The 20,780-nt window shown below is 70.0% G+C and carries 16 protein-coding genes; 9 read left to right on the forward strand and 7 right to left on the reverse strand.

Translation table 11 applies throughout. The features are described from left to right. Positions 1-2: 2 nt before the first annotated feature. The 4 genes from AOZ06_RS18010 to AOZ06_RS18025 all read right to left on the reverse strand — a co-directional run bounded on the left by AOZ06_RS18010 (position 3) and on the right by AOZ06_RS18025 (position 4,333). On the reverse strand, positions 3-1,397 hold the full coding sequence (locus AOZ06_RS18010) for an alpha/beta hydrolase family protein (protein WP_054290466.1): 1,395 nt from the start codon (positions 1,395-1,397) through the stop codon (positions 3-5). Between the two features lie 123 nt (positions 1,398-1,520). After that, the gene (locus AOZ06_RS18015) at positions 1,521-2,087 is read right to left on the reverse strand and encodes an ArsR/SmtB family transcription factor (protein ID WP_054290467.1); all 567 of its coding nucleotides are present in this window, start codon (positions 2,085-2,087) and stop codon (positions 1,521-1,523) included. A 48-nt stretch (positions 2,088-2,135) separates the two neighbouring features. Further along, entirely contained in the window at positions 2,136-2,939 is an 804-nt protein-coding gene (locus AOZ06_RS18020; protein ID WP_054290468.1) for an SDR family NAD(P)-dependent oxidoreductase, read from the reverse strand. After that, a complete protein-coding gene (locus AOZ06_RS18025) occupies positions 2,936-4,333 on the reverse strand; it encodes a DHA2 family efflux MFS transporter permease subunit (RefSeq protein ID WP_054290469.1) in 1,398 nt (465 codons plus the stop codon). Before AOZ06_RS18025 ends, AOZ06_RS18020 begins: the two co-directional genes overlap by 4 nt. Positions 4,334-4,392: 59 nt before the next feature. Here AOZ06_RS18025 and AOZ06_RS18030 point away from each other — a divergent pair, with 59 nt between their 5' ends. Beyond that, positions 4,393-5,028 carry a TetR/AcrR family transcriptional regulator gene (locus tag AOZ06_RS18030; protein ID WP_054290470.1) on the forward strand — a complete coding sequence of 212 codons (636 nt, stop codon included), beginning with the start codon at positions 4,393-4,395 and terminating at the stop codon, positions 5,026-5,028. Positions 5,029-5,036: 8 nt separating this feature from the next. Here AOZ06_RS18030 and AOZ06_RS18035 read toward each other — a convergent pair whose 3' ends face one another. Beyond that, positions 5,037-5,690: a GOLPH3/VPS74 family protein gene (locus AOZ06_RS18035; protein WP_054290471.1), complete on the reverse strand. Its 654-nt coding sequence runs from the start codon at positions 5,688-5,690 to the stop codon at positions 5,037-5,039. 128 nt (positions 5,691-5,818) lie between these two features. Between AOZ06_RS18035 and AOZ06_RS18040 the strand changes: the two genes are divergently transcribed. Continuing rightward, complete coding sequence (locus AOZ06_RS18040; protein WP_054290472.1) at positions 5,819-7,201, forward strand: FAD-dependent oxidoreductase; 1,383 nt, start codon at positions 5,819-5,821, stop codon at positions 7,199-7,201. Between the two features lie 83 nt (positions 7,202-7,284). Here the strand turns inward: AOZ06_RS18040 and AOZ06_RS18045 are convergent, their stop codons facing one another. Both AOZ06_RS18045 and AOZ06_RS18050 read right to left on the reverse strand, forming a co-directional pair. Next, positions 7,285-8,691: a class-II fumarase/aspartase family protein gene (locus tag AOZ06_RS18045; RefSeq protein ID WP_054290473.1), complete on the reverse strand. Its 1,407-nt coding sequence runs from the start codon at positions 8,689-8,691 to the stop codon at positions 7,285-7,287. A 25-nt stretch (positions 8,692-8,716) separates the two neighbouring features. After that, on the reverse strand, positions 8,717-10,624 hold the full coding sequence (locus tag AOZ06_RS18050; RefSeq protein ID WP_054290474.1) for an FAD/NAD(P)-binding protein: 1,908 nt from the start codon (positions 10,622-10,624) through the stop codon (positions 8,717-8,719). Between the two features lie 615 nt (positions 10,625-11,239). On the opposite strand from AOZ06_RS18050, the gene AOZ06_RS18055 reads away from it, so the two are divergent. From AOZ06_RS18055 to AOZ06_RS18085, 7 genes are read left to right on the forward strand one after another with little or no spacing between them, the layout of a single operon-like run. Beyond that, positions 11,240-13,159, forward strand: a complete 1,920-nt coding sequence (locus AOZ06_RS18055; protein ID WP_054290475.1) for an anthranilate synthase family protein — start codon at positions 11,240-11,242, stop codon at positions 13,157-13,159. Next, positions 13,156-13,965 carry a 2,3-dihydro-2,3-dihydroxybenzoate dehydrogenase gene (locus AOZ06_RS18060; RefSeq protein WP_054290476.1) on the forward strand — a complete coding sequence of 270 codons (810 nt, stop codon included), beginning with the start codon at positions 13,156-13,158 and terminating at the stop codon, positions 13,963-13,965. Before AOZ06_RS18055 ends, AOZ06_RS18060 begins: the two co-directional genes overlap by 4 nt. 6 nt (positions 13,966-13,971) lie before the next feature. After that, entirely contained in the window at positions 13,972-15,183 is a 1,212-nt protein-coding gene (locus tag AOZ06_RS61655; RefSeq protein WP_063810060.1) for an isochorismatase family protein, read from the forward strand. 22 nt (positions 15,184-15,205) lie between these two features. Then, positions 15,206-16,792 carry a class I adenylate-forming enzyme family protein gene (locus tag AOZ06_RS18070; protein WP_054290477.1) on the forward strand — a complete coding sequence of 529 codons (1,587 nt, stop codon included), beginning with the start codon at positions 15,206-15,208 and terminating at the stop codon, positions 16,790-16,792. A gap of 1 nt (position 16,793) precedes the next feature. Then, positions 16,794-18,473: an AMP-binding protein gene (locus AOZ06_RS18075; RefSeq protein WP_054290478.1), complete on the forward strand. Its 1,680-nt coding sequence runs from the start codon at positions 16,794-16,796 to the stop codon at positions 18,471-18,473. After that, a complete protein-coding gene (locus AOZ06_RS18080) occupies positions 18,470-19,663 on the forward strand; it encodes an acyl-CoA dehydrogenase family protein (RefSeq protein WP_054290479.1) in 1,194 nt (397 codons plus the stop codon). Before AOZ06_RS18075 ends, AOZ06_RS18080 begins: the two co-directional genes overlap by 4 nt. Then, entirely contained in the window at positions 19,660-20,778 is a 1,119-nt protein-coding gene (locus AOZ06_RS18085) for an SDR family oxidoreductase (RefSeq protein ID WP_054290480.1), read from the forward strand. Before AOZ06_RS18080 ends, AOZ06_RS18085 begins: the two co-directional genes overlap by 4 nt. Positions 20,779-20,780: the final 2 nt, after the last annotated feature.

The following is a 20,780-nucleotide window of genomic DNA, read 5'->3' on the forward strand; positions in this document are numbered from 1 at the left end:
GCTCAGACCGTGTACAAGCCCCAGTAAGCCGCCAACGGCAGGAAGATCACGCCACCGGCCAGCGCCAGCCCGAGCCTGCGCCGGTCGCGGCCGATCAGCTGGGCGCGTCGCCAGCGTACGGCCGTGGCCACAGCGGCAGCCACTACGCCGAGCGCCGCTAGTTGCAGCGCCAGCCATATGGGTGGCCGTCCGAGCACCGTGGAGGTCACGGCTGTCGCGCCGGTGGCGACAATGAAGAACAAGTAGGCGAGAGTCCCGAGCGCGGCGATCGGCCCGACGGCCGTGAGAAGTCGCACGGGCCAACGCACTGACGGTGTGGTTCGGCGCCCGCGCAGTCGATGCCACGCCGCGCTGACCGGGTACGCCAGGAAGGCCACCAGCATCAAACCAAAAGCTATGAGGTGCAGCGCGGGCGACTCGTACCAGGCCAGTGCAGCGACGGGCTCGCTCGGCAGGTCCTGCGCGGGCGGTGGGTCGGCGCTGGCAGGTGGTGAGCCGTCGGTGCGGTCGTTGATCCACGACGTCATCACGTCGATGTAGCCGGGTGCGAAGTCGGCCGAACCACGGGTGAAACCGTCGGTGCTGCGCCGCAGGTTGTGGTTCGCGTCCGGCACCACACGTAACGTGTAGTGCTTGTTGCCACCCTGGTCGAGCGCCTGCCGGAACAGGGGGAGGCTCTCGCCCGGTGCGGTCGACCGGTCGTGCTCGCCGAACACGCCCAGCAGTGGTTGCCGGACCTTGGCCAGCGTCGCCGCCGGGTCGTGACCGGTGTCCCCGAACATGTCCGCCGCGATCAGCATCCGGCTCAGGTTGTGTCCGATGGGACCGACGAGTTCGGGCGCGACACCCGCGTGCTTCAGATAGGTGTGGTTGCTCCACAACTGGGTGCGGGCGGTGTTGAGCCCGCTCGCACCGACCGCCACCACAAAGGACACCTCGTCGGAGCGGGACGCGGCCAAGGGCGCGACCCACCCGCCTTGGCTGTGTCCCCACAGCCCGACCGCCGACGGCGCCACCTCAGGACGGCCGCGCAGCAGCCGGACGCCGCTGAGCGCGTCGTTCGCCAGGTCGCTGAACGTGCTGGTGGCGCGGGAATATCCGGCGCGCTTGTCGTAGACCAGGGAGACGATCCCGGCTTTCGCGAACGCCTCGGCTTCGGCGCGGTGGTCCCAGCGGCTGGTTGATCCCGCGCCCGCCAGGAAAACCACGCCCGGCCTGCCTGTGGGGTTGCCCGGTGGGGTGAGCACGGTTGCGTGCAACGTGTTGCCGTCGCTGGTGAAGGTGACGTCCGTTTCGGTGGCGGCTGCCGGAGTGGCCGAGACGACGGACGGTGTCGCCGTCAGCACCAACGCGGCGGCAAGCCGGGATAACCGGCGCGGTTTGCGCTCGGGTGGCATGCGGTGATCTCCTGTTCATGGAAGTCGGTACATCGAATGCAGCGCCCCTCGGGGCGGGTGTGACGCCTTCCGTACGCCTGGGTCGTCGAGTTGCCGCTCGGCGACCCAGGATCTTCTGTGCGGTCAGCCGGTCTCCTCGGGTTCGGGGAACGCGAGGAAGCGGGTGTGCACGGTACGTGCGTCCGCGGGTGTGTCGGCGCTGTCGCGCTGGTACTTGCGCAGCAGCGTCAGGTATTCCTCGAAGAAGGCCGCCAGTTCGGCCGTGGTGACCTGGATCGAGCCGCGGGAGTACGGCATCGCGTCGCCCCACTCGCCCATCCGGGCCTGCTGTTGCCTGAACCGGGTGAACAGCTCGATGTCCTGGCTGAGCCACAGCTGGTTGAGCTGGTCGACAGTCGCCTTCACCTGCTCGTCCCGCGTCGGACCGAGCCGGATGTCCACGCGAACCTTGCGCCACCAGCGTTCCCGGCCCCGAGCGAGCTCGGACACCTCCTCGACCAGCCCGTACTTGGCCAGCACGCGCAGGTTGTAGCTGGTGGCACCGGTGGTCATGCCGAGCCGCTCGGCCAGTGTGGTCGAGGTCGCCTCGGTCACCAGGTCCAGCTCGCGCAGGATCCGCTGCCGGACGGGGTTCGCCAGCGCCTTCGCCGTGCCGAGATCGGCAACGCGCGGGTCGGAGGAGTCGGCCATGTGTGCACGATAATTCATGCACGACTTTTCGTGCAACTGGAGGTGCCGTCAGTGCCGCGTGAGTGCGGTCCGGGTGAGCTCGGCGAGCCGCTCGGCGGCGGCCACGTCGAAACCGTTGCCTGTCACGCTGATCCGCCTGCCCTCCACGAACGCGCTGAGCGGCTCGGCGGGTGGCCGGTCGATGATCCGGACGATCGGCCGGATGCCTTCGCCGACGGGTTTGCCGAACCTCTTCAACCGTTCGACGTGCACGGCGGTGGCGGCGTCGTACTCACCCGAGAAACTGGTGGCCACTGCGCCGGGGTTGACCAGTACATAGGGGACAGTGCCGGGTCGCGCGGCGAACGCGACGCCGAGCAGGTCGTTCGCCCGGCCCGCTTGCCCCTGGGCGATGACGCCGGCATAGCCCCGGGTCAGCGTGGGATCGTCCCAGCGGATCTCCGGTTTGGGCAGACCGGGACCGGACACGTTGACGATCACGGGATTCCCGGTCCGGCGCAACGCGCCGGCCAGACCGTGGCTGAGCAGGTAGCGGCTGAGGTACTCCAGCGCGAAGGTGCTTTCGTGGCCGTCGCTTGTCCGCCGCCGGTGGGACCGGAAATGCCGTGCGCACAACACCAGGGCGTCCACGGCCGGAGCCGCCGAGGTGATGTCCGCTATCGCCCTCGTGTTCTCGTCGACCAGGCTCAGGTCGGCCTGGACGAACGTCGCCCGCTCGCTGGCGGCGAGGATCGTCGCGGCCTTGTCCGCGTCACGGCCGATGATGACCACGGCGTCCCCGCGGCTGAGGTACTCCAGCGCGAGAGCGCGGCCCATCCCGTCGGTCCCGCCCGATATGACGATGGTCTTCACCGCATGCTCCCTTGCTTCGCGGCGGGCAACAGGGCGGCTGCCGCCAGCATCGCGACGATCGCGCCGGTCAGCAGCCAGTACACCGAGCGGACACCGCTGACCGGGTCGGTCGTGGTTTCCATGACAAGTGCCACCATGGCGACACCGACCGACCCGCCGAGCTGGTTGAGCATGTAGATCACCGAACTGCCCTGCGGCACCAGCGGACCGGGCAGCGTGCGGTAGATCGACCCCATCGCGGGCGGCCCGACGAACCCCAGCCCGGCGCCGATCGCCAGGCCGGTCAGCAGCACCCGGATCTCGGGGGTTTCCGCGTCGATCCACGTGAAGGTGAACGCCGACAGCGCGGCGACCGATCCGCCACCCAGCGCCAGGGCGCGGGAGCCGAGCCGGTCGCTGAGTCGTCCGGCCAGCGGCGCGGCGACCGCGGCGCCGATCCCGAGCGGTGCGACGAGCAACCCGGACGCCAGCGCGCCATGGCCGCGCGCCTGCTGGAAGTAGAGGGGCAGTACGACCAGGCTCACGTACAGCGCGACGCCGGTGAGCGCCATGACGGTCACGCTCGCGGTGAAACCGCCCCGGGCGAACAGGCGGAGATCGACCAGCGGCCGTTGGCTGCGCATGGCGTGCATGGCGTAACCGCCCAGCAGCACGACACCCGCCACCAGCGGAATCAGCACCGGCCATGACACGAACTCGGTGCCCTTGGCTGCCTGGCTGAACGTCAGGAGCACGCCCGCGAAGCCGGGGCCGAGCAGTGCCACGCCGAGCACGTCGAGCCGGGTCGCCGATCCGGTCGGCGGATCGCCGGGCATCACCCGGCGGGCGAGGACGAACGCGACCACGCCGACCGGCACGCTGATCAGGAACATCCACCGCCAGCCCAGGCCTTGCAGCACGACGCCGCCGATGGCGGGACCGAGGACCGGGCCGAGCGACAGCACCGCCGCCATCAGTCCCATCACCTGCCCGGCCCGGTGTGGCCCGGCGGCACGGGCGAGCAGGATCAGCACGAGCGGGTCGAGGATCCCGGCGCCGATCCCCTGCAGCACTCGGAAGGCGATCAGGCTGCCCGCGTCCCAGCTCAGCCCGGCGGCCAGCGAGCCGAGCAGGAACAGGCCGAGCCCGGCCAGCCACATGCGTTTGCCGCCGACCCGGTCGGCGGCCCAGCCGGTGACCGGGATGGTCACGGTGACCGCGAGCAGGAAGCCGGTCGACACCCAGCCGATCGTGCCGAGCGACGTGCCGAACTCGCCTGCCAGCCGGTCGATGCCGACGGCGACCATCGTGCTGTTGAGGATGCCCAGCGCCCCGCCGAGCAGGATCACGCCGACCACCGCCGGCAGCGAAGAAGAAGTGAAACCAGACTCGTGGGTCTGGTTGTTCAGACTCATGAGTTCGAGACTAACACGGCTGGAAAATCAGACTGGTAAGTCTGGTCTAGAGTGGGGGCATGAGCGGAGCCGTCGCCCAGCGCGGCCGGATCGACAAACGGCAGGCGATACTGGACGCGGCCTTCACCGTGTTCGCCCGCGAGGGGTACGCCAGGGCAGGTGTCGACACGATCGCCGCGGCGGCCGGTGTCGCCAAAGCGACCGTGTACAGCCACTTCGGCGACAAGGAAACACTCCTGCGGGAGGCCATCGCCGCGTCGGCCGACCAGGCGCTCGCCGAGAACCTCGCCGTGCTCGACCGGCTCACCGGCCGCGGCGACGACCTGCGGGCCACGCTCGAGGACGTCGGCCTGCGGATGCTGCAGTGCTACGGCGCGGACCGGTCGTGGGCGCTGCGCCGCCTGCTGTCGGCCGAGGTCAACCAGTTCCCCGAGCTGCTCGACATCGTGCACACCCGGGCGGCCGACCGCGTGACGCAAGCGCTGGCCGACCGCCTCGCGCGGCTGTCAGTGGCCGGGAAGCTGCACACCCCGGACCCGCTGGTGGCCGCGGAACAGTTCTTCGCGCTGCTGACCGGCTCCCTGGAACGACGAGCCCGGCTCGGCACCCGGCACGTACCCACCACCGAACTGAAGGCCGTGGCACGGGACGCGGTCGCCACGTTCATGGCCGCGTTCGCCCCGAAACCGGCCTGACCCAGGACTCAGCCGCCGTAGGTCCCCGACGTCGCGGCGGCGGCCTGTGTGGACTGGATGGCACTGCGTACGGCATCCGGCACCCAGGTGCCGTAGGAGAGCTCCTTCGCCCGTTTCTTCGCCGCCCTCTTGTCGGGGACTGTGATGATGGTGGTGACCGCGTTCATCGCGTACAACAGTCCGGCAAGCGGGCCGGTCCGCCAGTCGGGTGGTACTTCGCCGGTCAGGACCTGCCAGAGGTGGGACCGCAGTTCCGCTTCGTGGGAACTGTCGTTGGCGGGCAGGCGAGTGGTGCGGAACAGGCCCATCACCTTGTGCTCGTCGTGGCGCAGGATCCCGGCGCCGACCAGCTCCGCCGCCAGCGGCTCGCGCAACCCCTTCGACAACGGGTGGACCACAGCCGCCGGTTTGCGTCCCTGGTACTGCGACACGACGTCCATTCCGTGCCGCAGCACAGGTTCCGCCGGTGCGGGCGCGGAACGGACCACCAGGCGACCCGCTCTGCCGCGGTCGTGCTCACCCGTGAGGTCGATCAGGCCGCGAGCGGTCAGATCCACCATCACCGCTCCTGCCAGGCCCATGTTCGCCACGGCCTGGCTGAGCAGGAGCTTGCCCGACTCGTCGTCGAGCATGAGCAACAGCAGGTCGTGCGCAACCAACATGTGCCCCACCCTAGCCGGAACCCGGTCGGCAACTGTGGATTTAGGGCACTGCGTCGGTGGATTGCCTTGGCCGCCAGCGCGTCGGTATCTAGCGTCTGTGCGGGAAGGACTATGGGGAGGTTTTCGTCTTGCCCGAATCAGCCGCCAGGGTCTTCGCCCGGCTGAGCACCGACGAACCGATCGCGGACACCGAGACCGTGCTGGGACGTGCCGTCGTCCTCGGTGGCAGCATCGCCGGGATGCTCGCTGCCAGGGTGCTTTCCGGCCACGCCGAGAGCGTGGTGATCATCGAACGCGACGAGCTGCCGTCGTCGGCCCAGCGTCGCCGCGGGACACCGCACGACGGTCAGCTGCACACCCTCATGCACGGCGGCCGGATGCAGCTGGAGCGGTTCTTCCCAGGCTTCGGGCAACAAGCGCGGGCAGAGGGCGCGATTGTCACCTCTGCCATGAACATCCGCGCGTACGCCGACGGTGTGCAGAAGGTCAGCGACGGCAAGATGGGACTGATCTCCAGCAGCAGGCCGTTCGTCGAGTCGCTGATCCGCCGCCGCACGCTCGACCTGCCCAACGTCAAGGTGCTCACGTGCCGCGCGAAAGGCCTTGTGTTCGAAGGCGACGCCGTCACCGGTGTCCGTTGCGCCGACGAGAACGACGAATGGATCGAGGACGCCGACTTCGTCGTCGACGCCACCGGCCGCGCCAGCAAACTCAGCGACTGGCTCGAGGCCGGCGACTGGCAGCGGCCCGCGATGCGGCGGATGGCCATCGACATCAACTACACCACCGGCATCTTCGCCCGTGAGCCCGGCGATCCCGCGCTCGCGGCGGCCATCGCTTACCGGACGCCGTCCACCGCACCGCCCCGCGTCGCCACCGCCGCGATCACGGCGATCGAACGGGACCGCTGGCTGATCACCATCGCCAACTACGGCCGCCAGGAGCCGATCAAGGGCGTCGACGAGTTCCGCGCGCTGTGCGCCGCCGACCAGCCGCCGATCTACCGCGAGGCCGCGTCGGGCGAGCCGGCGGGTGAGTTGCTGACCTACCGCCAGGCCGAGAGCCGCCGCCGTGATTTCCATTTGCTCAAGCGGTTTCCCGCGCGGCTGATCGCCGTCGGTGACGCGGTCGCGTCCTTCAACCCGGTGTACGGGCAGGGGATGTCCTCGGCGGCGTTGCACGCCTCCGCGCTGTCGGACTACCTGCGGTCCGGCCCGGATCTGGACGAGCCCGCGTACCGGTTCTTCGCGATGCAGCGCGCCGTCGTGGACGCCGCGTGGCAGATCTCGACGTCGGCCGACCTGGCACGACCGGATGTGAACGGGCCCTACCCGCGCGGCTACCGGTTCTCGAGCTGGCTGATCAACCAGATCGTCGACGCGTCCGTTGTGGACCAGCGGACCGCCGTGCGGTTCAACTCCGTGACCTACATGCGCACGCATCCGAGTACGCTGGTCAAACCGTCCACTTTGGCCCGGGCGTTCCGCGTGAACCGCGGCAAGCCCGTCTGAGACGCCCGTCCCCCCGCGGGCAGGCAACGCGCCCGCCGCCGGACATACCCCCAGATGTCCGTGCGGCGGGCGTGTTCCTTTCCTCAGGCGGTGACGCCGAGCGCGGACGCGCGCGACAGCACACGGTCGATGAGCGGGCCGGCCGCGCCCACATAACGTGCGGGATCGAGCAGGTCCGTGAGCTGTTCGGCGGTGATGACGCCGACGAGGTCGGCACGCTCGGTGAGCACGTCCGCCAACGGTTTCCCGGACGCGGCTGCCATCAACGACGCCTCGGTCAGCACACGCTTGGCCGTTGCCTTGCCCAACGCCGGTGCGAGCGCCACGTTCAACCGCTCGGCGACGATGGCGCCGTCCGTGAGCCTGACGTTGGCCAGCATGCGGTCAGGATGCACACGCAGCCCCTCGGCCAGTTCCGCGGCCAGGTGCGCGGCGCCGCCCGTGAGCCGCAACGCCTCACGCAACGGCTGCCATTCCGCGTGCCACGCCCCGCCGGGCCGCTCGTCCTCGGCCAGCATCGACTGGGCGAGAACCAGTGCGTGCGCCGGAACCTGGCGCGCGGCCGTGACGACCAACGTCGCCAGTACCGGGTTGCACTTCTGCGGCATCGCCGAGGAAGCCCCGCGCCCCGGCGCCGACGGCTCGCTCACCTCGCCGATCTCCGGCCGGGACAACGTCTGCACGTCCAACGCGAACTTCCCCAGCGCGCCCGTCACGAACTGCAGAACCGCGCCGAGGTCGGCGATCGGCGTGCGTGCCGTGTGCCACGACAGCACCGGTTCGGCGAGTCCGAGCTCCGCGGCGAACGGTGCCATCAGCTCGACCCCGCCCAATGGCAGCCCGGACCGGTCCGGCCCGTCGAGCGCCGCGTACTCTCCGTACGCGGCAAGCGTTCCCGCCGCGCCACCGAGTTCGGCGGGCAGCGCGACCGAGCGGACCCGGACCAGGGCGTCCAACGCCAGCTGCAGCCAGGTGGCCGCTTTCAAGCCGAACGTCACGGGAACCGCGTGCTGGGTCAGCGTCCGTCCCGCCTGCAGCGTGTCGCGGTGCGTGCGGGCCAGCGCGGCGAACGCGCGGGCGGTCCGTTCCAGGTCACCCGTGACCAGCCGCAGCGTCCGGTCCGCCACCAGCATGCACGCCGAGTCCAGGATGTCCTGGCTGGTCGAGCCGCGGTGGACGAACTCGGCCGCGTCCGGGTTGTCCGCGGCGATCATCGCCGTGAACGCCGGGACCAGCGCGACGACGGGATTGGCGGCGGCCCGGCCCTGACGGGCCAGCGCGACCAGGTTGAGCTGTGCGCGTTCGGCGGCGTCGCTGATGGCCTTGGCCGCGTACTCCGGCACCAGGCCCAGCGACGCCTGCGCGCGGGCGAGCGCCGCCTCGGTTTCCAGCATGGCGCGCAGGAACGCCTCGTCGGTGACCTCGTCCTCGGCCGGGCTGCCCGCCCAAGTGGGGGCGAGCAGGCCCGAGTCGGTACCCGGGATCGGCATGTTCTCTCCCAGTGGCTCTCGCACGTCAACGCACCGCGGACAATGAGGGGGACAACGAGGGTGACACCGCGGCCACTCCGAGCGCGGCACGGGCGATGGCGTCGGAGTCCTCGAGGGTCACCGAACCGACCCCGGGCCGGATCCCGGCCGCGGTGACCCAGTGCACGCCTTCGGTCGGGATGCCGAACGCGTACCGCGCCGGGTGGGCCCGGCCCTCGCGATCGACCACGCGGTAAGGACGTTCGGTCACGGCCAGTCCGCCGCTCTCGAACTGCCCGATCCGGTACGGGCTCGCGTTGCCGGTCCGCACCAGGTGCCGCAGCAACGGGTTCGTGCTACGCCGGATGTCCACTTCGGGCAACCGGGCCTCGATCAGGCCGCGGACGGCGACCGGCTCGTGCGGCACCACGGCCGATTCGGCCAGGAAGGTGCCGTCGCCGGACAGCCGGATCCGCATCCGGGGGCCGAGCACCCGCAGCACACCGGCTTCGATCAGCGCGATCATCTCCTCGATCCGCCGGACCGGTGGGCCGATGGAGGTGAACGCGTTCAGCGGGTTCCACCACGCGTCCAGCTCGTCCCGGTAGGACTCGCCGGTGATCCCGCCGTGGTCGACCACCTGGCGGACCTCGTTGCGCAGATCCCGCAGCACGTCGAGCGCCGCCTTGCGCGGGCCGCTGACGTTGCCCAGCCGCGCCTGCGCCACGTCGTCGGCCAGGTGGGTCAGCAGCCAGCTGGTGAACTCGCCCGGGTCGGCGAAAACCCTGTCACGGTAGGGCCGTTCGATCTCGGCCCAGTCCCAGCGCACCTCCGGTGGGCACCCGAAGCGGTCGAGCAGCGCGGCCTCCGGCTCGCCGCCGACGGCACGCGCGACGAACTCGTCCGCCGCCGCCCGGCCGGCGAAACCCCTGATCACGGTCTCGTAGTAGACGGTCCGGACTTCCCGGTCCACGATCGGCCAGATGTGTTCGCGGAACCCGGCCGGCCCACCGGCCCGCAGCCCGGCGATCACCTCCGGGGTGAAGAACCGGGGAATGTGCCTGCCGTGCGGGCCCTTCTCGTTCTCGCCCCGCGCGTGGTACGGGATGCCGCGCCGGGATCCCGCGTACAGCACCGGTTCCCGGCCGGACGGCACGTACACCAGGCCGGTCCCGCCCTGGCGGAACTCACCGCCGCGGCCGGACGTCAGCAGGCCGAGGTAGTCGAAGAAGCACAGGCCCATGCCGCGAACCGCCACCGGCATCCCGGGTTCGACCGCGTCGAGGCCGACATCGGCGGGGTTCGCCGGGCTGAGGTAGGCCAGGGCGTGCCGTCGCGCGAAGTCCCGGTGCGACTGTTCCTCGTCGGAGGCGGCCAGGGCGCTGTGTCCCAATGCGAGGACCACCTGGTCGAATCCGGGTAGGACGGTGCCGTCGTGCAGTGTCACGGTCTGGCGGCCGTCGGGCGTGTCGTCCACGGCGACGGCCTGTGCCGCGTGGTAACGGATCGTCAGGCCCGCGGGTGTGTTGGCGTACAACCATTTCATCACCCAGGCCAGGTAGTGGCCGTAGAAGGAACGGGTCGGGTAGTCGTCCGGGCCGAGCCGGCCGGCCTCGGCCATGACCGGATCCGGGTGGTCGTCGGCGATCCGGCCCGCGCGAACCATCGCGGCCCACTCGTACAGGCTCGGTCCCGGCACGAGCGGCCCGTCGCACGTCACGCTCTCGTCGGTGAACATGCTGACCTGGGAGGCCACTGTGTTCATCAGCAGATGAGGCGACTGGTGCGGCCGCCACACCGCGCCCGGCCCGGCCGGTGCCGGGTCGACGACTTCGACGACGACCGGGCGGTCCGCCTCGGTCACGTTGGCGCACAGTCGTTCCAGTACGGATGTCCCCCTTGGTCCTGCGCCGATCAGGCAGATCCGGAGCTCCTGCGGTCTGTCCGCGGTCATGTGCCGACAATGCCGTGCCCGTGGCGTGCCGAACCACGTGTTCACCACGATTCTCTGAATGCTGTCGACTGGTCAGCAGGGTGTTCCGCGCTAATCACGCACTTGCCCCGCGTAGGTTGGACACAAAGCCGCACTTATCGCTTGCCTACGCGGTGTCCTGCTTTGTTTGCGGTCTTGTCAGGCTCAGCGCCGCTGTTCGCCGATGTGATTGGTCGCATCTCTGTATATCGCCATGTAATTGCTGTTCACCACCCCTGTGTTCGCATTCTGTGACTGGTCGAACACGCGGCACGGCGTGTTGCAGGCCACTGAACGCGCTGCTACTGTCCAGCTGGCGCACGGCTGGAGCCGCTACCGAGTGCGGTGGCCGTCTGGGGAGCTGAAATGTTTTGCGCATAAAAAGAGGCATTATTTTCGACGTGGTTCGGCTGTGTCGGCTGTGATCGAAAATCGTGTTGTGCCGTGTGTGTCCGGATTGCCATGACATGAGGGGGATGTACTCATGAACGGCCGGTTATGCCGCGTAAAACGCCGCGTACCGCTTGATCGAAACGGGGTCGCGCCGACGGCGGCGGAAATGCGATCCCGGCTGGTCGGCGCGGGGGAGCGGCTGGTATGACCGAGGGGATCCGTGACCTGCTCGGTTCGCTGCTCGCCGACGGCGCACCACCGTTCGCGCTGCTGTGTAGGTCCACAGTGGATGAACGCCGGGTCGAGCTGCTCACCGGCGACGTCGCCGAGTTCGCCGCGCTCGCCGGCCTTCCGCTGCCCGGACCGGAAGTCGCCGCGGTGCTGGCCGCCATCCCGTTCCGGCAGATCACCGAACGCGGGTACGACTGCAACGACGACAACGAGCGCATCCTCGCGCTGTCCGCGCGCGAGCGCGTGACCATGCCGGTCGACGAGGCGCTGCGAGAGCTGCCGGACGTGGCCGTGACGCTCACCGGCGCCCGGTTCGACCTCGAGGACGACGAGTACGGGCGCGTGGTCAGCCGGATCCTCGACGACGAGATCCGCACCGGCGAGGGCTCGAACTTCGTGATCAAGCGGTCGTTCCTGGCCACGCTCGAGCAGTACCGGCCCGAGGTCGCGATGACGATCTTCCGGCGGCTGCTGACCATGGAGAGCAACGCGTACTGGACCTTCGTCGTGCACACCGGCGACCGGACGTTCGTCGGCGCGTCGCCGGAGCAGCACGTCGAGGTCACGGGCGGCGTCGCGCGGATGAACCCGATCAGCGGGACGTACCCGTATCCCGCGGAGGGCGTGCGGCTGAGCGGGTTGCTGGAGTTCCTGGCCGACGGCAAGGAAACCGGCGAGCTGTTCATGGTCGTCGACGAGGAACTGAAGATGCTGGCCAGGGTGTGCGACCACGGCGCCCGCGTGCAGGGACCGTACCTGCGCGAGATGGCCAGGCTCGCGCACACCGAATACGTGCTGGAAGGCGCGAGTTCGCTGGACGTGCGGGACGTGTTGCGGGAGACGCTGTTCGCACCGACGATCATCGGCAGCCCGCTGGAGAACGCCTGCCGGGTCATCGCGCGCTACGAGCCGAGCGGACGCGGCTACTACGGCGGCGCGCTGGCCCTGCTCGAACGGGACGACACCGGCGAGATCAGCCTCGACTCGGCGATCCTGATCCGGACCGCGGACATCCGGCCAACCGGTGAACTGCGCATCGACGTGGGCGCCACCCTCGTGCGCGATTCCCGGCCGGAAGGCGAGGTCGCCGAGACCTGGGCCAAAGTGGACGCTCTGCTCGCCGCGACCGGCCTCGACCACTCCCGGCGCGGCACGCGGCCCGCCACGGCCGTGGCACGACCGTTGGCCGACGAGCCGGAGGTGATCTCGGCGCTGGAACGGCGCAACGCCACACTCTCGTCGTTCTGGCTGGCCAAACCGGCCGACATCGACAGCGCCGTGCCGGTCGTGGGCCGGGTGGTGATCGTGGACGGCGAGGACATGTTCACCGGCATGCTCGGCCACCAGCTGCGTTCCGCCGGCCTCGACTTCACGATCCGCTCGTGGGACTCGGTCCGCCCGGCCGACATCGAGGCGTACGACCAGGTCGTGCTCGGTCCCGGCCCCGGCGATCCCCGCGCCGCCGGCGACCCGAAGGTGGCGCGGCTGCGCGAACTGGTGGCGCACCTGCTGGATCGTGACATCCCGTTCGTGGCGGAATGCCTGTCGCACCAGGTGCTGTGCGACCTGCTCGGGCTGGGCCTGTTCCGCAGGCAACGGCCCAACCAGGGCGTCCAGCGTGACATCGACCTGTTCGGCCGGGTGGAGCCGGTCGGGTTCTACAACTCCTACGCCGCGAGGCATGACGCGGACCTGCTGGAATCGCCGCTTGCCCGTGGCGTCGTCGAGGTGTGCCGCGACGAGCACACCGGCGAGGTGCACGCGTTGCGCGCGGCCAGGTTCGCCTCCACCCAGTTCCACCTGGAGTCGGTGCTCACCCAGCGCGGCGCGGATCTGCTGGCCGAGTTGATGGCCTGGACCGCGCGCCCGGCGGCGGGAGCGAGCCGACGATGACCGACAAGGACACAGCTGTGAGCGACGACACCGGGATCGTGGACAAGGTAGCGGTGGTCACCGGCGGAGCCGGTGGGATCGGGACTGCCATCGCATGGGCGCTCGCGCGGCGGGGAGCCGCCGTCGCGGTCGTGGACACCGACGAGGGCAGGCTCGCCGAGCTGACCGGCAAGCTGGTCGCGGAAGGCCTGACCGCGCAGGGGTTCACCGCCGACGTGACCGACGCCCGGCAGGTGGCACTGGCGGTCGATCGGATCGAAGCGGAGCTCGGCCCGATCGACCTGCTGGTCAACGCGGCAGGCGTGCTGCGGATGGGATCGGCGACCGACCTGTCGGAAGTGGACTGGCAGACCACGTTCTCGGTGAACCTCAACGGGGTCTTCCACAGCGCTCGCGCGGTGGTGCCGCGGATGAAGCAGCGCCGCCGCGGTTCGATCGTGACGGTCGCGTCCAACGCGGCCCGGGTACCGCGCGTGCACATGGCCGCCTACGGCGCGTCCAAGGCCGCCGCGGCCTCGTACACCAAGACACTCGGGCTGGAACTGGCCGAGTACGGCATCCGCTGCAACGTCGTGTCACCCGGTTCCACCGACACGGACATGCTGCGCCTGCTGTGGTCGGGCGAGAACGACCGGCAGGCCACGATCGACGGCTCGGCGGCCACGTACAAGACCGGTATCCCGTTGCGCCGGATCGCCGACCCCGGCGACATCGCCGAGGCCGTGGTGTTCCTCGCCTCGGATTCCGCACGGCACATCACCATGCAGGACCTGTGCGTCGACGGCGGCGCGGTACTGGGGGTCTAGAGAACCATGCCCATCGCACCGATTCCCTCGTACCCGATGCCGGGTGCGGGCACGCTGCCACCGAACCAGGTGGCGTGGCGTGCCGACCCGAAGCGCGCGGTCCTGCTCCTGCACGACCTGCAGGAGTACTTCCTGGCACCGTACGACCGCGACGGGTCGCCGTTCATCGAGCTGATGGCCAACCTCACGCGGATCCGCAAGACCGCGGACGAACTGGGCATCCCGGTCGTCTACACCGCACAGCCCGGCGGGATGAACGCCGAGCAACGCGGCCTGCTGATGGACTTCTGGGGTCCCGGGATGTCCACGGACGACAGCGACAGGCGGATCGTCGGCGAGCTGGCACCCGCCGTCGGCGACACCGTGCTGACCAAATGGCGCTACAGCGCGTTCGTCCGGTCCAACCTGCACGAGCTCATCGCCGGCGACGGGCGGGACCAGCTGATCGTGTGCGGGATCTACGCGCACGTCGGCTGCCTGATGACCGCGGTGGAGGCGTTCAGCGCCGACATCCAGCCGTTCTTCGTGGCGGACGCGGTCGCCGACTTCAGCGCCGACTACCACCGGCTCGCGCTCACCTACGCCGCCGAGCGGTGCGCGGTGGTCGTGCCGACCGACCAGCTGCTGACCATGTTGTCCGATGTGGATGACCGGAATACGAGTGGTGGGAACATGTCCTCTCCGAGTTCGGACGCTGCCGAGACCTTCGACGTGCGGGTGAGCGTCCCGGTCGCGCTCGACCCGGACGCGCTGTTCGGCTACGTCACCGACCTGCCCCGCAGCGGCGAGTGGAGCCCGGAATGCCTCGGCGGTGAATGGGTTTCCGGTGAACCGGCCGCGGTCGGCTCGGTCTTCGCCGCACGCAACCGCCGTTCGCCCGACGTGGTCGCGTGGGCCCCGGTGGTGCGCGGCGAATGGGCGACGAAGTGCCAGGTCGTGGCGTCCGACGCGGCGAAGACGTTCAGCTGGGCGATGCTCGACAGCGCGGGCAACGTGCAGGAAAGCGTGTGGACGTTCGAGATCGAGGCCTCCGGCGACGGCAGCGTGCTCACCCACGCGTTCCGGATGGGGCGGCTGACCGAGGGGATGCGCGGCATCCTCGGCGGCCTCGACGACGACGGCAAACGGCAGTTCGTCGTGGACTGGACGGCGAAGCTCGAAGCCGACATGCGCCAGTCGGTCGACCGGATCCGCGCCGCCGTCGAGTCCGGCTCCTGACCGGCCGAAAGGGGAAGCCACCGTGATTCTGCAACGAATCGGGAACAGGGGACTGTTCCTCGGCGCACTGTTCGACGACGCGGCCAAGCGCCACCCGTACCTGAGCGTCACGCTGGACCACGAGCTGGACGTCGCGCCCGAACTCGGCAGCGAGCTGACCGTGTACGCGTGCGCCAACCTCGTGGCCGAGCTGGCGTCCGCGTTGCGCGAGCTGAACGTACGCCCCGGCGACAAGGTCGCGATCTACAAGCAGGACGGTTTCGACATCTTCCTGCTGGCCTGCGCGGTCTCCCGGATCGGCGCCGTGCCCGTCGCGCTCTCGCCCGGCCTGAAGGGCGAGATCGTCGAGAAGCTGCTCGACCGGGTCGGCTGGCCGTACCTGATCACCGACCAGCGCAAGCTCGCCGACGAACTGCCGCCACGCGTGAAGAAGCGTGCCAGGGGAGTGCTGCTGGTCGCAGGCAAGGCGGCCGGGACCCGGCAGTTGAAACGGGACCACGAGGCCGTGCACTTCCCGTTCGTGCGGCCCCAGCCCGGCCAGCCGATGCTGCTGACCCACACCTCGGGCACGACCGACGTGCCGAAGCTGGCCGTGCACACCGCGCGGACGCTGCGCGCCAGGTACCGCCCCCAGGCGGCCGGTGTGCGGCTGCTGGTGCGTGACCGGGAAACCGTTGCCATGCACGTGTCCTTCGTGCACTCGCGGCTGGTCACCGCGCTGGCCATCGCGCTGCGCCGGGGATTCCCGATGGTGATCGTCCGCGACGCCGACCCCAGGCGGGTCGCCGACCTCTTCGCGGACGCCAGACCGGGCATCCTCGAGGCGCACCCGAACACGTTCGTGCAGTGGGAGGAACTGGCCGATGACCCGCGTGCGCCGCTGGCCAACGTCCGGCTGCTGAGCAGCACGTTCGACGCGATCCACCCGCGGACCGTGCTGAAGATCCTCGGCGCGTCCAAGCGGCGCCGTCCCGCGCACGTCCAGCTCTACGGCCAGAGCGAGATCGGCCCGACCGTCGGCCGGGCGACCTCGCTGCGCCGGGTCGCCTCGTCCGACGGGCGCTGCGTCGGCTTCCCGTTCCCCGGCATGACAGCGGTCCGGGTGGTCAGCCGCGACGGTGTGCCGCCCTCGGCGAAGCACCCCGGGTACGTCGAGGTCCGTTCGGACGGCCGGGCGCTGACGTACTTCGGTGAGGACGAGCGCTACCGCGGCCAGCTCGACGACGGCTGGTGGCGGATGGGCGACGTCGGCTACCGCACCAAGTGGGGCTGCCTGCACGTGTCCGACCGTGAAGTGGACGTGATCGAGGGCTTCGGCAGCGCGCTGGAGGCCGAGGACGTGCTGATGTCCCGGCTGGACCAGCTGCTCGAAGTGGTGGTCATCCCGGGCGGTGACGGCGCGCCGACACCGGTCGTGGTGACGCGGGACGGTTCCCCGCTCGACGAGTCGCAGTGGCGCAGCGCCACCGCGGACCTGCCGGGGATGTGCCCGCCCGTCCAGCTGAAGTTGTCCGAACTGCCCAGGACCGCCACCGCCAAGGTGCAGCGGCTGGAACTGGCGCGGATTCTGCGGACCGCGCAGGACACCGCCGACCGAGGGGTGAAGTGACGTGTCGCACGACAAGACGGCCGACCACGCCCAGCTCACGGGCTGGCTGGACGACCCGGCGGACGACCGCGGTGTGCGGTTCCGCCAGGACGACGGATCGTGGTCACGGCTGACCTACCGGGAACTGGCCGACCGCGTGGTGCGAGCGGGCGCGGCGCTGGCCGACGCCGGTGTGCGCAAGGGCGACGTGGTGCCGCTGGTGCTGCCCACCGGCGAGGACTTCGTGTCGCAGTTCTTCGGGCTGCTCGCGATCGGCGCGACACCGTCGGTGCTGCCGTTGCCGCAGGCCATCCGGGGCGGTGAGGGCTACACCAACCAGCTGCGCGCGATCGCCGGGCGGATCGTGCCGAAGCACATCGTCGTCGATCACCGCTACTCCGAGGTCATCCGCGAGAGCAGCGACGAGCTGAAGACCGGCGCTGTCCTGCTGGAGCCGGTGCACGCCGACCGCGCCGACGAGGCGCCTCGCGCCTACGGTGAGCTCGCGGTGCTGCAGTTCACCTCGGGTTCCCGCGGGACACCCCGCGGGCTGCGTATCACGATCGCCAACCTGGCTGCGAACCTGCGGATGATCTCCGGCTGGATGGCCAACACCCACTACGGCGCCGTCACGTGGCTGCCGCTGTACCACGACATGGGCCTGATCGGCGGGCTGCTCGGCGGCCTGACCAGCCAGCTCGAACACGCGCTGATGCGTCCCGAGCAGTTCATCCGGGACACCAAGGGCTGGCTGACCGAGTACGGGCACACGCCGTACCAGAGCATGTGCATGCCCAACTTCGGGTTCGAGCGGGTGCTCGCGCGCACGAAGCCGGAACACCTCGAAGGCATGGACTTCTCGCACGTGCGCTCGGTGATCAGCGGTGCCGAGCGGATCGACCCCGCGGTGCTGTCGCGGTTCGTGCGCCTGCTGGAGCCGCACGGGTTCGAGGCCTCGGCGCTGATGCCCGCCTACGGTTTGGCCGAGGGAACGCTGGCGGTCACCGGGATCGGCCCGCTCGAGACGCCGCGCCTGGTGAAGGTCAGCGGGATCGAGCGCAGGCTCGGCGAGAAACTGGACATCCGCGAGGTCACCGAACTGACCGCGGACCCGGTCGACGAGCCGTGGCTGTGGCAGGTCAGCTGCGGGCGCGCGCTCGCGGACACCCGCGTGGACATCCTGGACGAGGAACTGTCGCCGCAGCCGGAAGGCGTGCTCGGCGAGATCTACGTCGAGGGACCCGCGGTGGCGGACGGCTACCTCGACCCGACTCCCGAGGACCGGGCCAAGCTCAGCGACGGCAAGCTCTACACCGGCGACGCCGGGTTCGTGCTCGACGGCGAGCTGTACGTGGTCGGGCGGCTCGGCGACAGCGTGAAGATCAACGGGCAGAGCGTGTTCGTGGAGGACATCGAACTGGAACTGGCCGCGGGCGACACGATCTCCCGTCAGCACGCGACCGTCGTCGCCGGGATGGCGGGCTCGGTGCCCACCGTGCTCGTGGTCACCGAACGGCCGCTGGGCGAGCAGCTCGACGAGGCACTGGCGATCGTGCGCTCGTTCGCGGGCGACGCCGCGCACACCGAGGTCCTGCACGTCAAGTCCGGCACCATCCCGCGGACCTCCAGCCGCAAACCGCGCCGCCGCGCGCTTTGGCTGTCCTATGTGGCCGGTGAGCTGAAGGAGCGGGTGAAGGCATGACGGCGCGACCGCTGTTGTTCGCCGACGGACCGTTCGGTGATCGGGTCGAGGAGTACCGCAAGCGCGTGGCCGGTCTGCTGCGCCAGGTGTTCGAGCCACGGGCCGAGCGGGCGGAGGCCGAGGGCCTGTTCCCCCGCGCGGCGCTGGCCGAGCTGGGTGAGACGGGAATCTTCCGTGAACGCTGGACGCCCGAGCCGTACGGCGACACCGGCCAAGGCGTGATCATCGCCGAGGAGAGCGGCCGTCTCGGGATGGCCGGTCTGTCGGTGGGGCTGAGCCTGCACTGCGAGACCGTGATCTCGACCCTGATGCGCTACGGGACATCGCCGCTGCTGCGGGAATACCTGACGGGCACGCTCGACGGTTCGCTCGTCGGCTGTCTCGGCGCGTCGGAACCGGCAGGTGGCAGCGACCTCAACGGCATGCGCACCACCGCGCGCAAGGTCGCCGGTGGCTGGCACGTGGTGGGGGAGAAGAAGTACCTCTCGCTCGGGCTGGTCTGCGACTTCGCGCTGCTGCTGTGCCGCCTGGACGAAGGCAAGGGCCCGGTCGCGGGCAGGCTCGGGCTGTTCGCCGTGCCCCGCTCGGGACTGACCCCGCGCAAGCGGCTCAACAAGGTCGGAACGTCCGCATTGGACACCACTTGGATGCTGGTCGACGCCCAGCTGCCGGATGAGGCACTGGTCGGCCGGGCCGGTGGTGGCCTGCTGGCGGCGTCCTACGGTCTCAACCACGAACGGCTGTCCATCGCGGGCCAGACCGTCGGCGGCGCGGCCCGTGCGATCGCGCTGACCACGGCACACCTGCTGCGCCGTGAACAGTTCGGCAAGCCGTTGATGGAACACCAGGCGCTGCGGCTGCGGCTCGCGGAACTGTCCTCACGGCTGGTGGCCCTGCGGTACGCCGTCTACACGGCGGCACAGGGCATGGCCGTGCCAGGTGCATGCGGGACAAGGGAGATCGCCGCGCTGAAGGTGACGGCCGCGCGCTTCGCCGAAGAGGTGATGAGCGAGTGCATGCACATGTTCGGCGGCCCCGGCTATCTCGACGAGACGCCGTTGTCGCGGATGTGGCGTGACTCGCGGCTCGCCCGTCTCGGCGGCGGTAGCGACGAAATGATGTGGGAGCTCGTGGCCAGCGGACTGGTCCCGGACTTCGCCGCGTACGACGAAAGTGTTGACGTCGGATGAAACTCTTGCTTACCGGTGTGACCGGGCAGCTCGGCACGGCGATCGCCGAGCTGGCGCCGGAGCGTGGCGCGCAGGTGGTGCCGTTGGTGCGCCGGGCACGCTCGGGCAAGGTGCCGTTCGCCCGGGTGTTCCCGTCGCTGGCCGGCGCCGCTGTCACCGGGGATATCCGTGACCCGCTGCTCGGGTTGCCCGACAAGGACATCAGCGAGCTGGCCGACACCGTTGACGCGGTGGTGAACCTGGCCGGTGACACCAACTGGGCCGGATTCGGCCGTGACCTCTACGCGGCCAACGTGATGGGTGCGCGCAACGGCTACGAGCTGGTGCGGGAGCTGCAGAAGCGGTCCGGGCGCAGGATTCTCTACACCTACGCGTCGTCGATCTTCGTCGCGGGCGGTGCCCTCGGCCGGATCGCCGAGGGACCATTGAGCCCCGACCGGCACCGGACCGCCTACGAGCACAGCAAATGGCTCGCCGAACGCGAACTGGACCTGCTGCACAAGCCCGGCGACCCGGACGTCCTGATCGCCCGTGTCGCGGCACTGCTCGGCGATTCGCGCACAGGCAGGACGCTCAAGCGCAACTCGCTGTACCTGCTGGCCGAACGCTGGGACGACCTGCCCGGCCGGATGCTGCCGGTCATGCGTGGCGCACGGGTCGACGTGCTGCCGCGTGACATGGCAGCGGGCGCGTTGCTGGACGCCATAGCCGGGATGCTGCGCGCCGGCCCGCGTGCCGAGCCGGTGTTCACGCACATCTGTGCCGGTGACGAAGCGCCGTCGTTGCGTGGCCTGCTGGAGACCGCGCGGGCGTTGTCACCGCTGAAGTTCGGCAAGTGGGTACGGACCGTGCCCGCGAGCGCCGACCAGATCCTGTGGCTGTCCAACAACGCGGAACGGTTCCTGGCGCTGAGCCCGGCCTGGCGCAACAGCATGATCGGCCTTCGCTACATCGGGCTCGACCGCGTGATGGAACGCGGCCGTCTCGCGCAGCTCGCCGACGGCCCGCTGCCCGCACCCGGTACCGAACTGCTCGCCCGGCTGTTGTTCGACCTGCCCGCCAGCGTGCGTCCGACGGCACCGTCCGACAGTGGATTGTCGAGGTTCCTCGCGTGAAG

The sequence above is a fragment of the Kibdelosporangium phytohabitans genome, assembly GCF_001302585.1.
GTDB lineage: Bacteria > Actinomycetota > Actinomycetes > Mycobacteriales > Pseudonocardiaceae > Kibdelosporangium > Kibdelosporangium phytohabitans.

What these genes read in the sequence shown, in the direction of transcription:
- AOZ06_RS18010 (WP_054290466.1), bottom strand. Translation starts at nt 1,397, where the DNA reads ATGCCACCCGAGCGCAAACCGCGCCGGTTATCCCGGCTTGCCGCCGCG.
- AOZ06_RS18015 (WP_054290467.1), bottom strand. Translation starts at nt 2,087, where the DNA reads ATGGCCGACTCCTCCGACCCGCGCGTTGCCGATCTCGGCACGGCGAAG.
- AOZ06_RS18025 (WP_054290469.1), bottom strand. Translation starts at nt 4,333, where the DNA reads ATGAGTCTGAACAACCAGACCCACGAGTCTGGTTTCACTTCTTCTTCG.
- AOZ06_RS18030 (WP_054290470.1), top strand. Translation starts at nt 4,393, where the DNA reads ATGAGCGGAGCCGTCGCCCAGCGCGGCCGGATCGACAAACGGCAGGCG.
- AOZ06_RS18035 (WP_054290471.1), bottom strand. Translation starts at nt 5,690, where the DNA reads ATGTTGGTTGCGCACGACCTGCTGTTGCTCATGCTCGACGACGAGTCG.
- AOZ06_RS18045 (WP_054290473.1), bottom strand. Translation starts at nt 8,691, where the DNA reads ATGCCGATCCCGGGTACCGACTCGGGCCTGCTCGCCCCCACTTGGGCG.
- AOZ06_RS18050 (WP_054290474.1), bottom strand. Translation starts at nt 10,624, where the DNA reads ATGACCGCGGACAGACCGCAGGAGCTCCGGATCTGCCTGATCGGCGCA.
- AOZ06_RS18055 (WP_054290475.1), top strand. Translation starts at nt 11,240, where the DNA reads ATGACCGAGGGGATCCGTGACCTGCTCGGTTCGCTGCTCGCCGACGGC.
- AOZ06_RS18060 (WP_054290476.1), top strand. Translation starts at nt 13,156, where the DNA reads ATGACCGACAAGGACACAGCTGTGAGCGACGACACCGGGATCGTGGAC.
- AOZ06_RS61655 (WP_063810060.1), top strand. Translation starts at nt 13,972, where the DNA reads ATGCCCATCGCACCGATTCCCTCGTACCCGATGCCGGGTGCGGGCACG.
- AOZ06_RS18080 (WP_054290479.1), top strand. Translation starts at nt 18,470, where the DNA reads ATGACGGCGCGACCGCTGTTGTTCGCCGACGGACCGTTCGGTGATCGG.
- AOZ06_RS18085 (WP_054290480.1), top strand. Translation starts at nt 19,660, where the DNA reads ATGAAACTCTTGCTTACCGGTGTGACCGGGCAGCTCGGCACGGCGATC.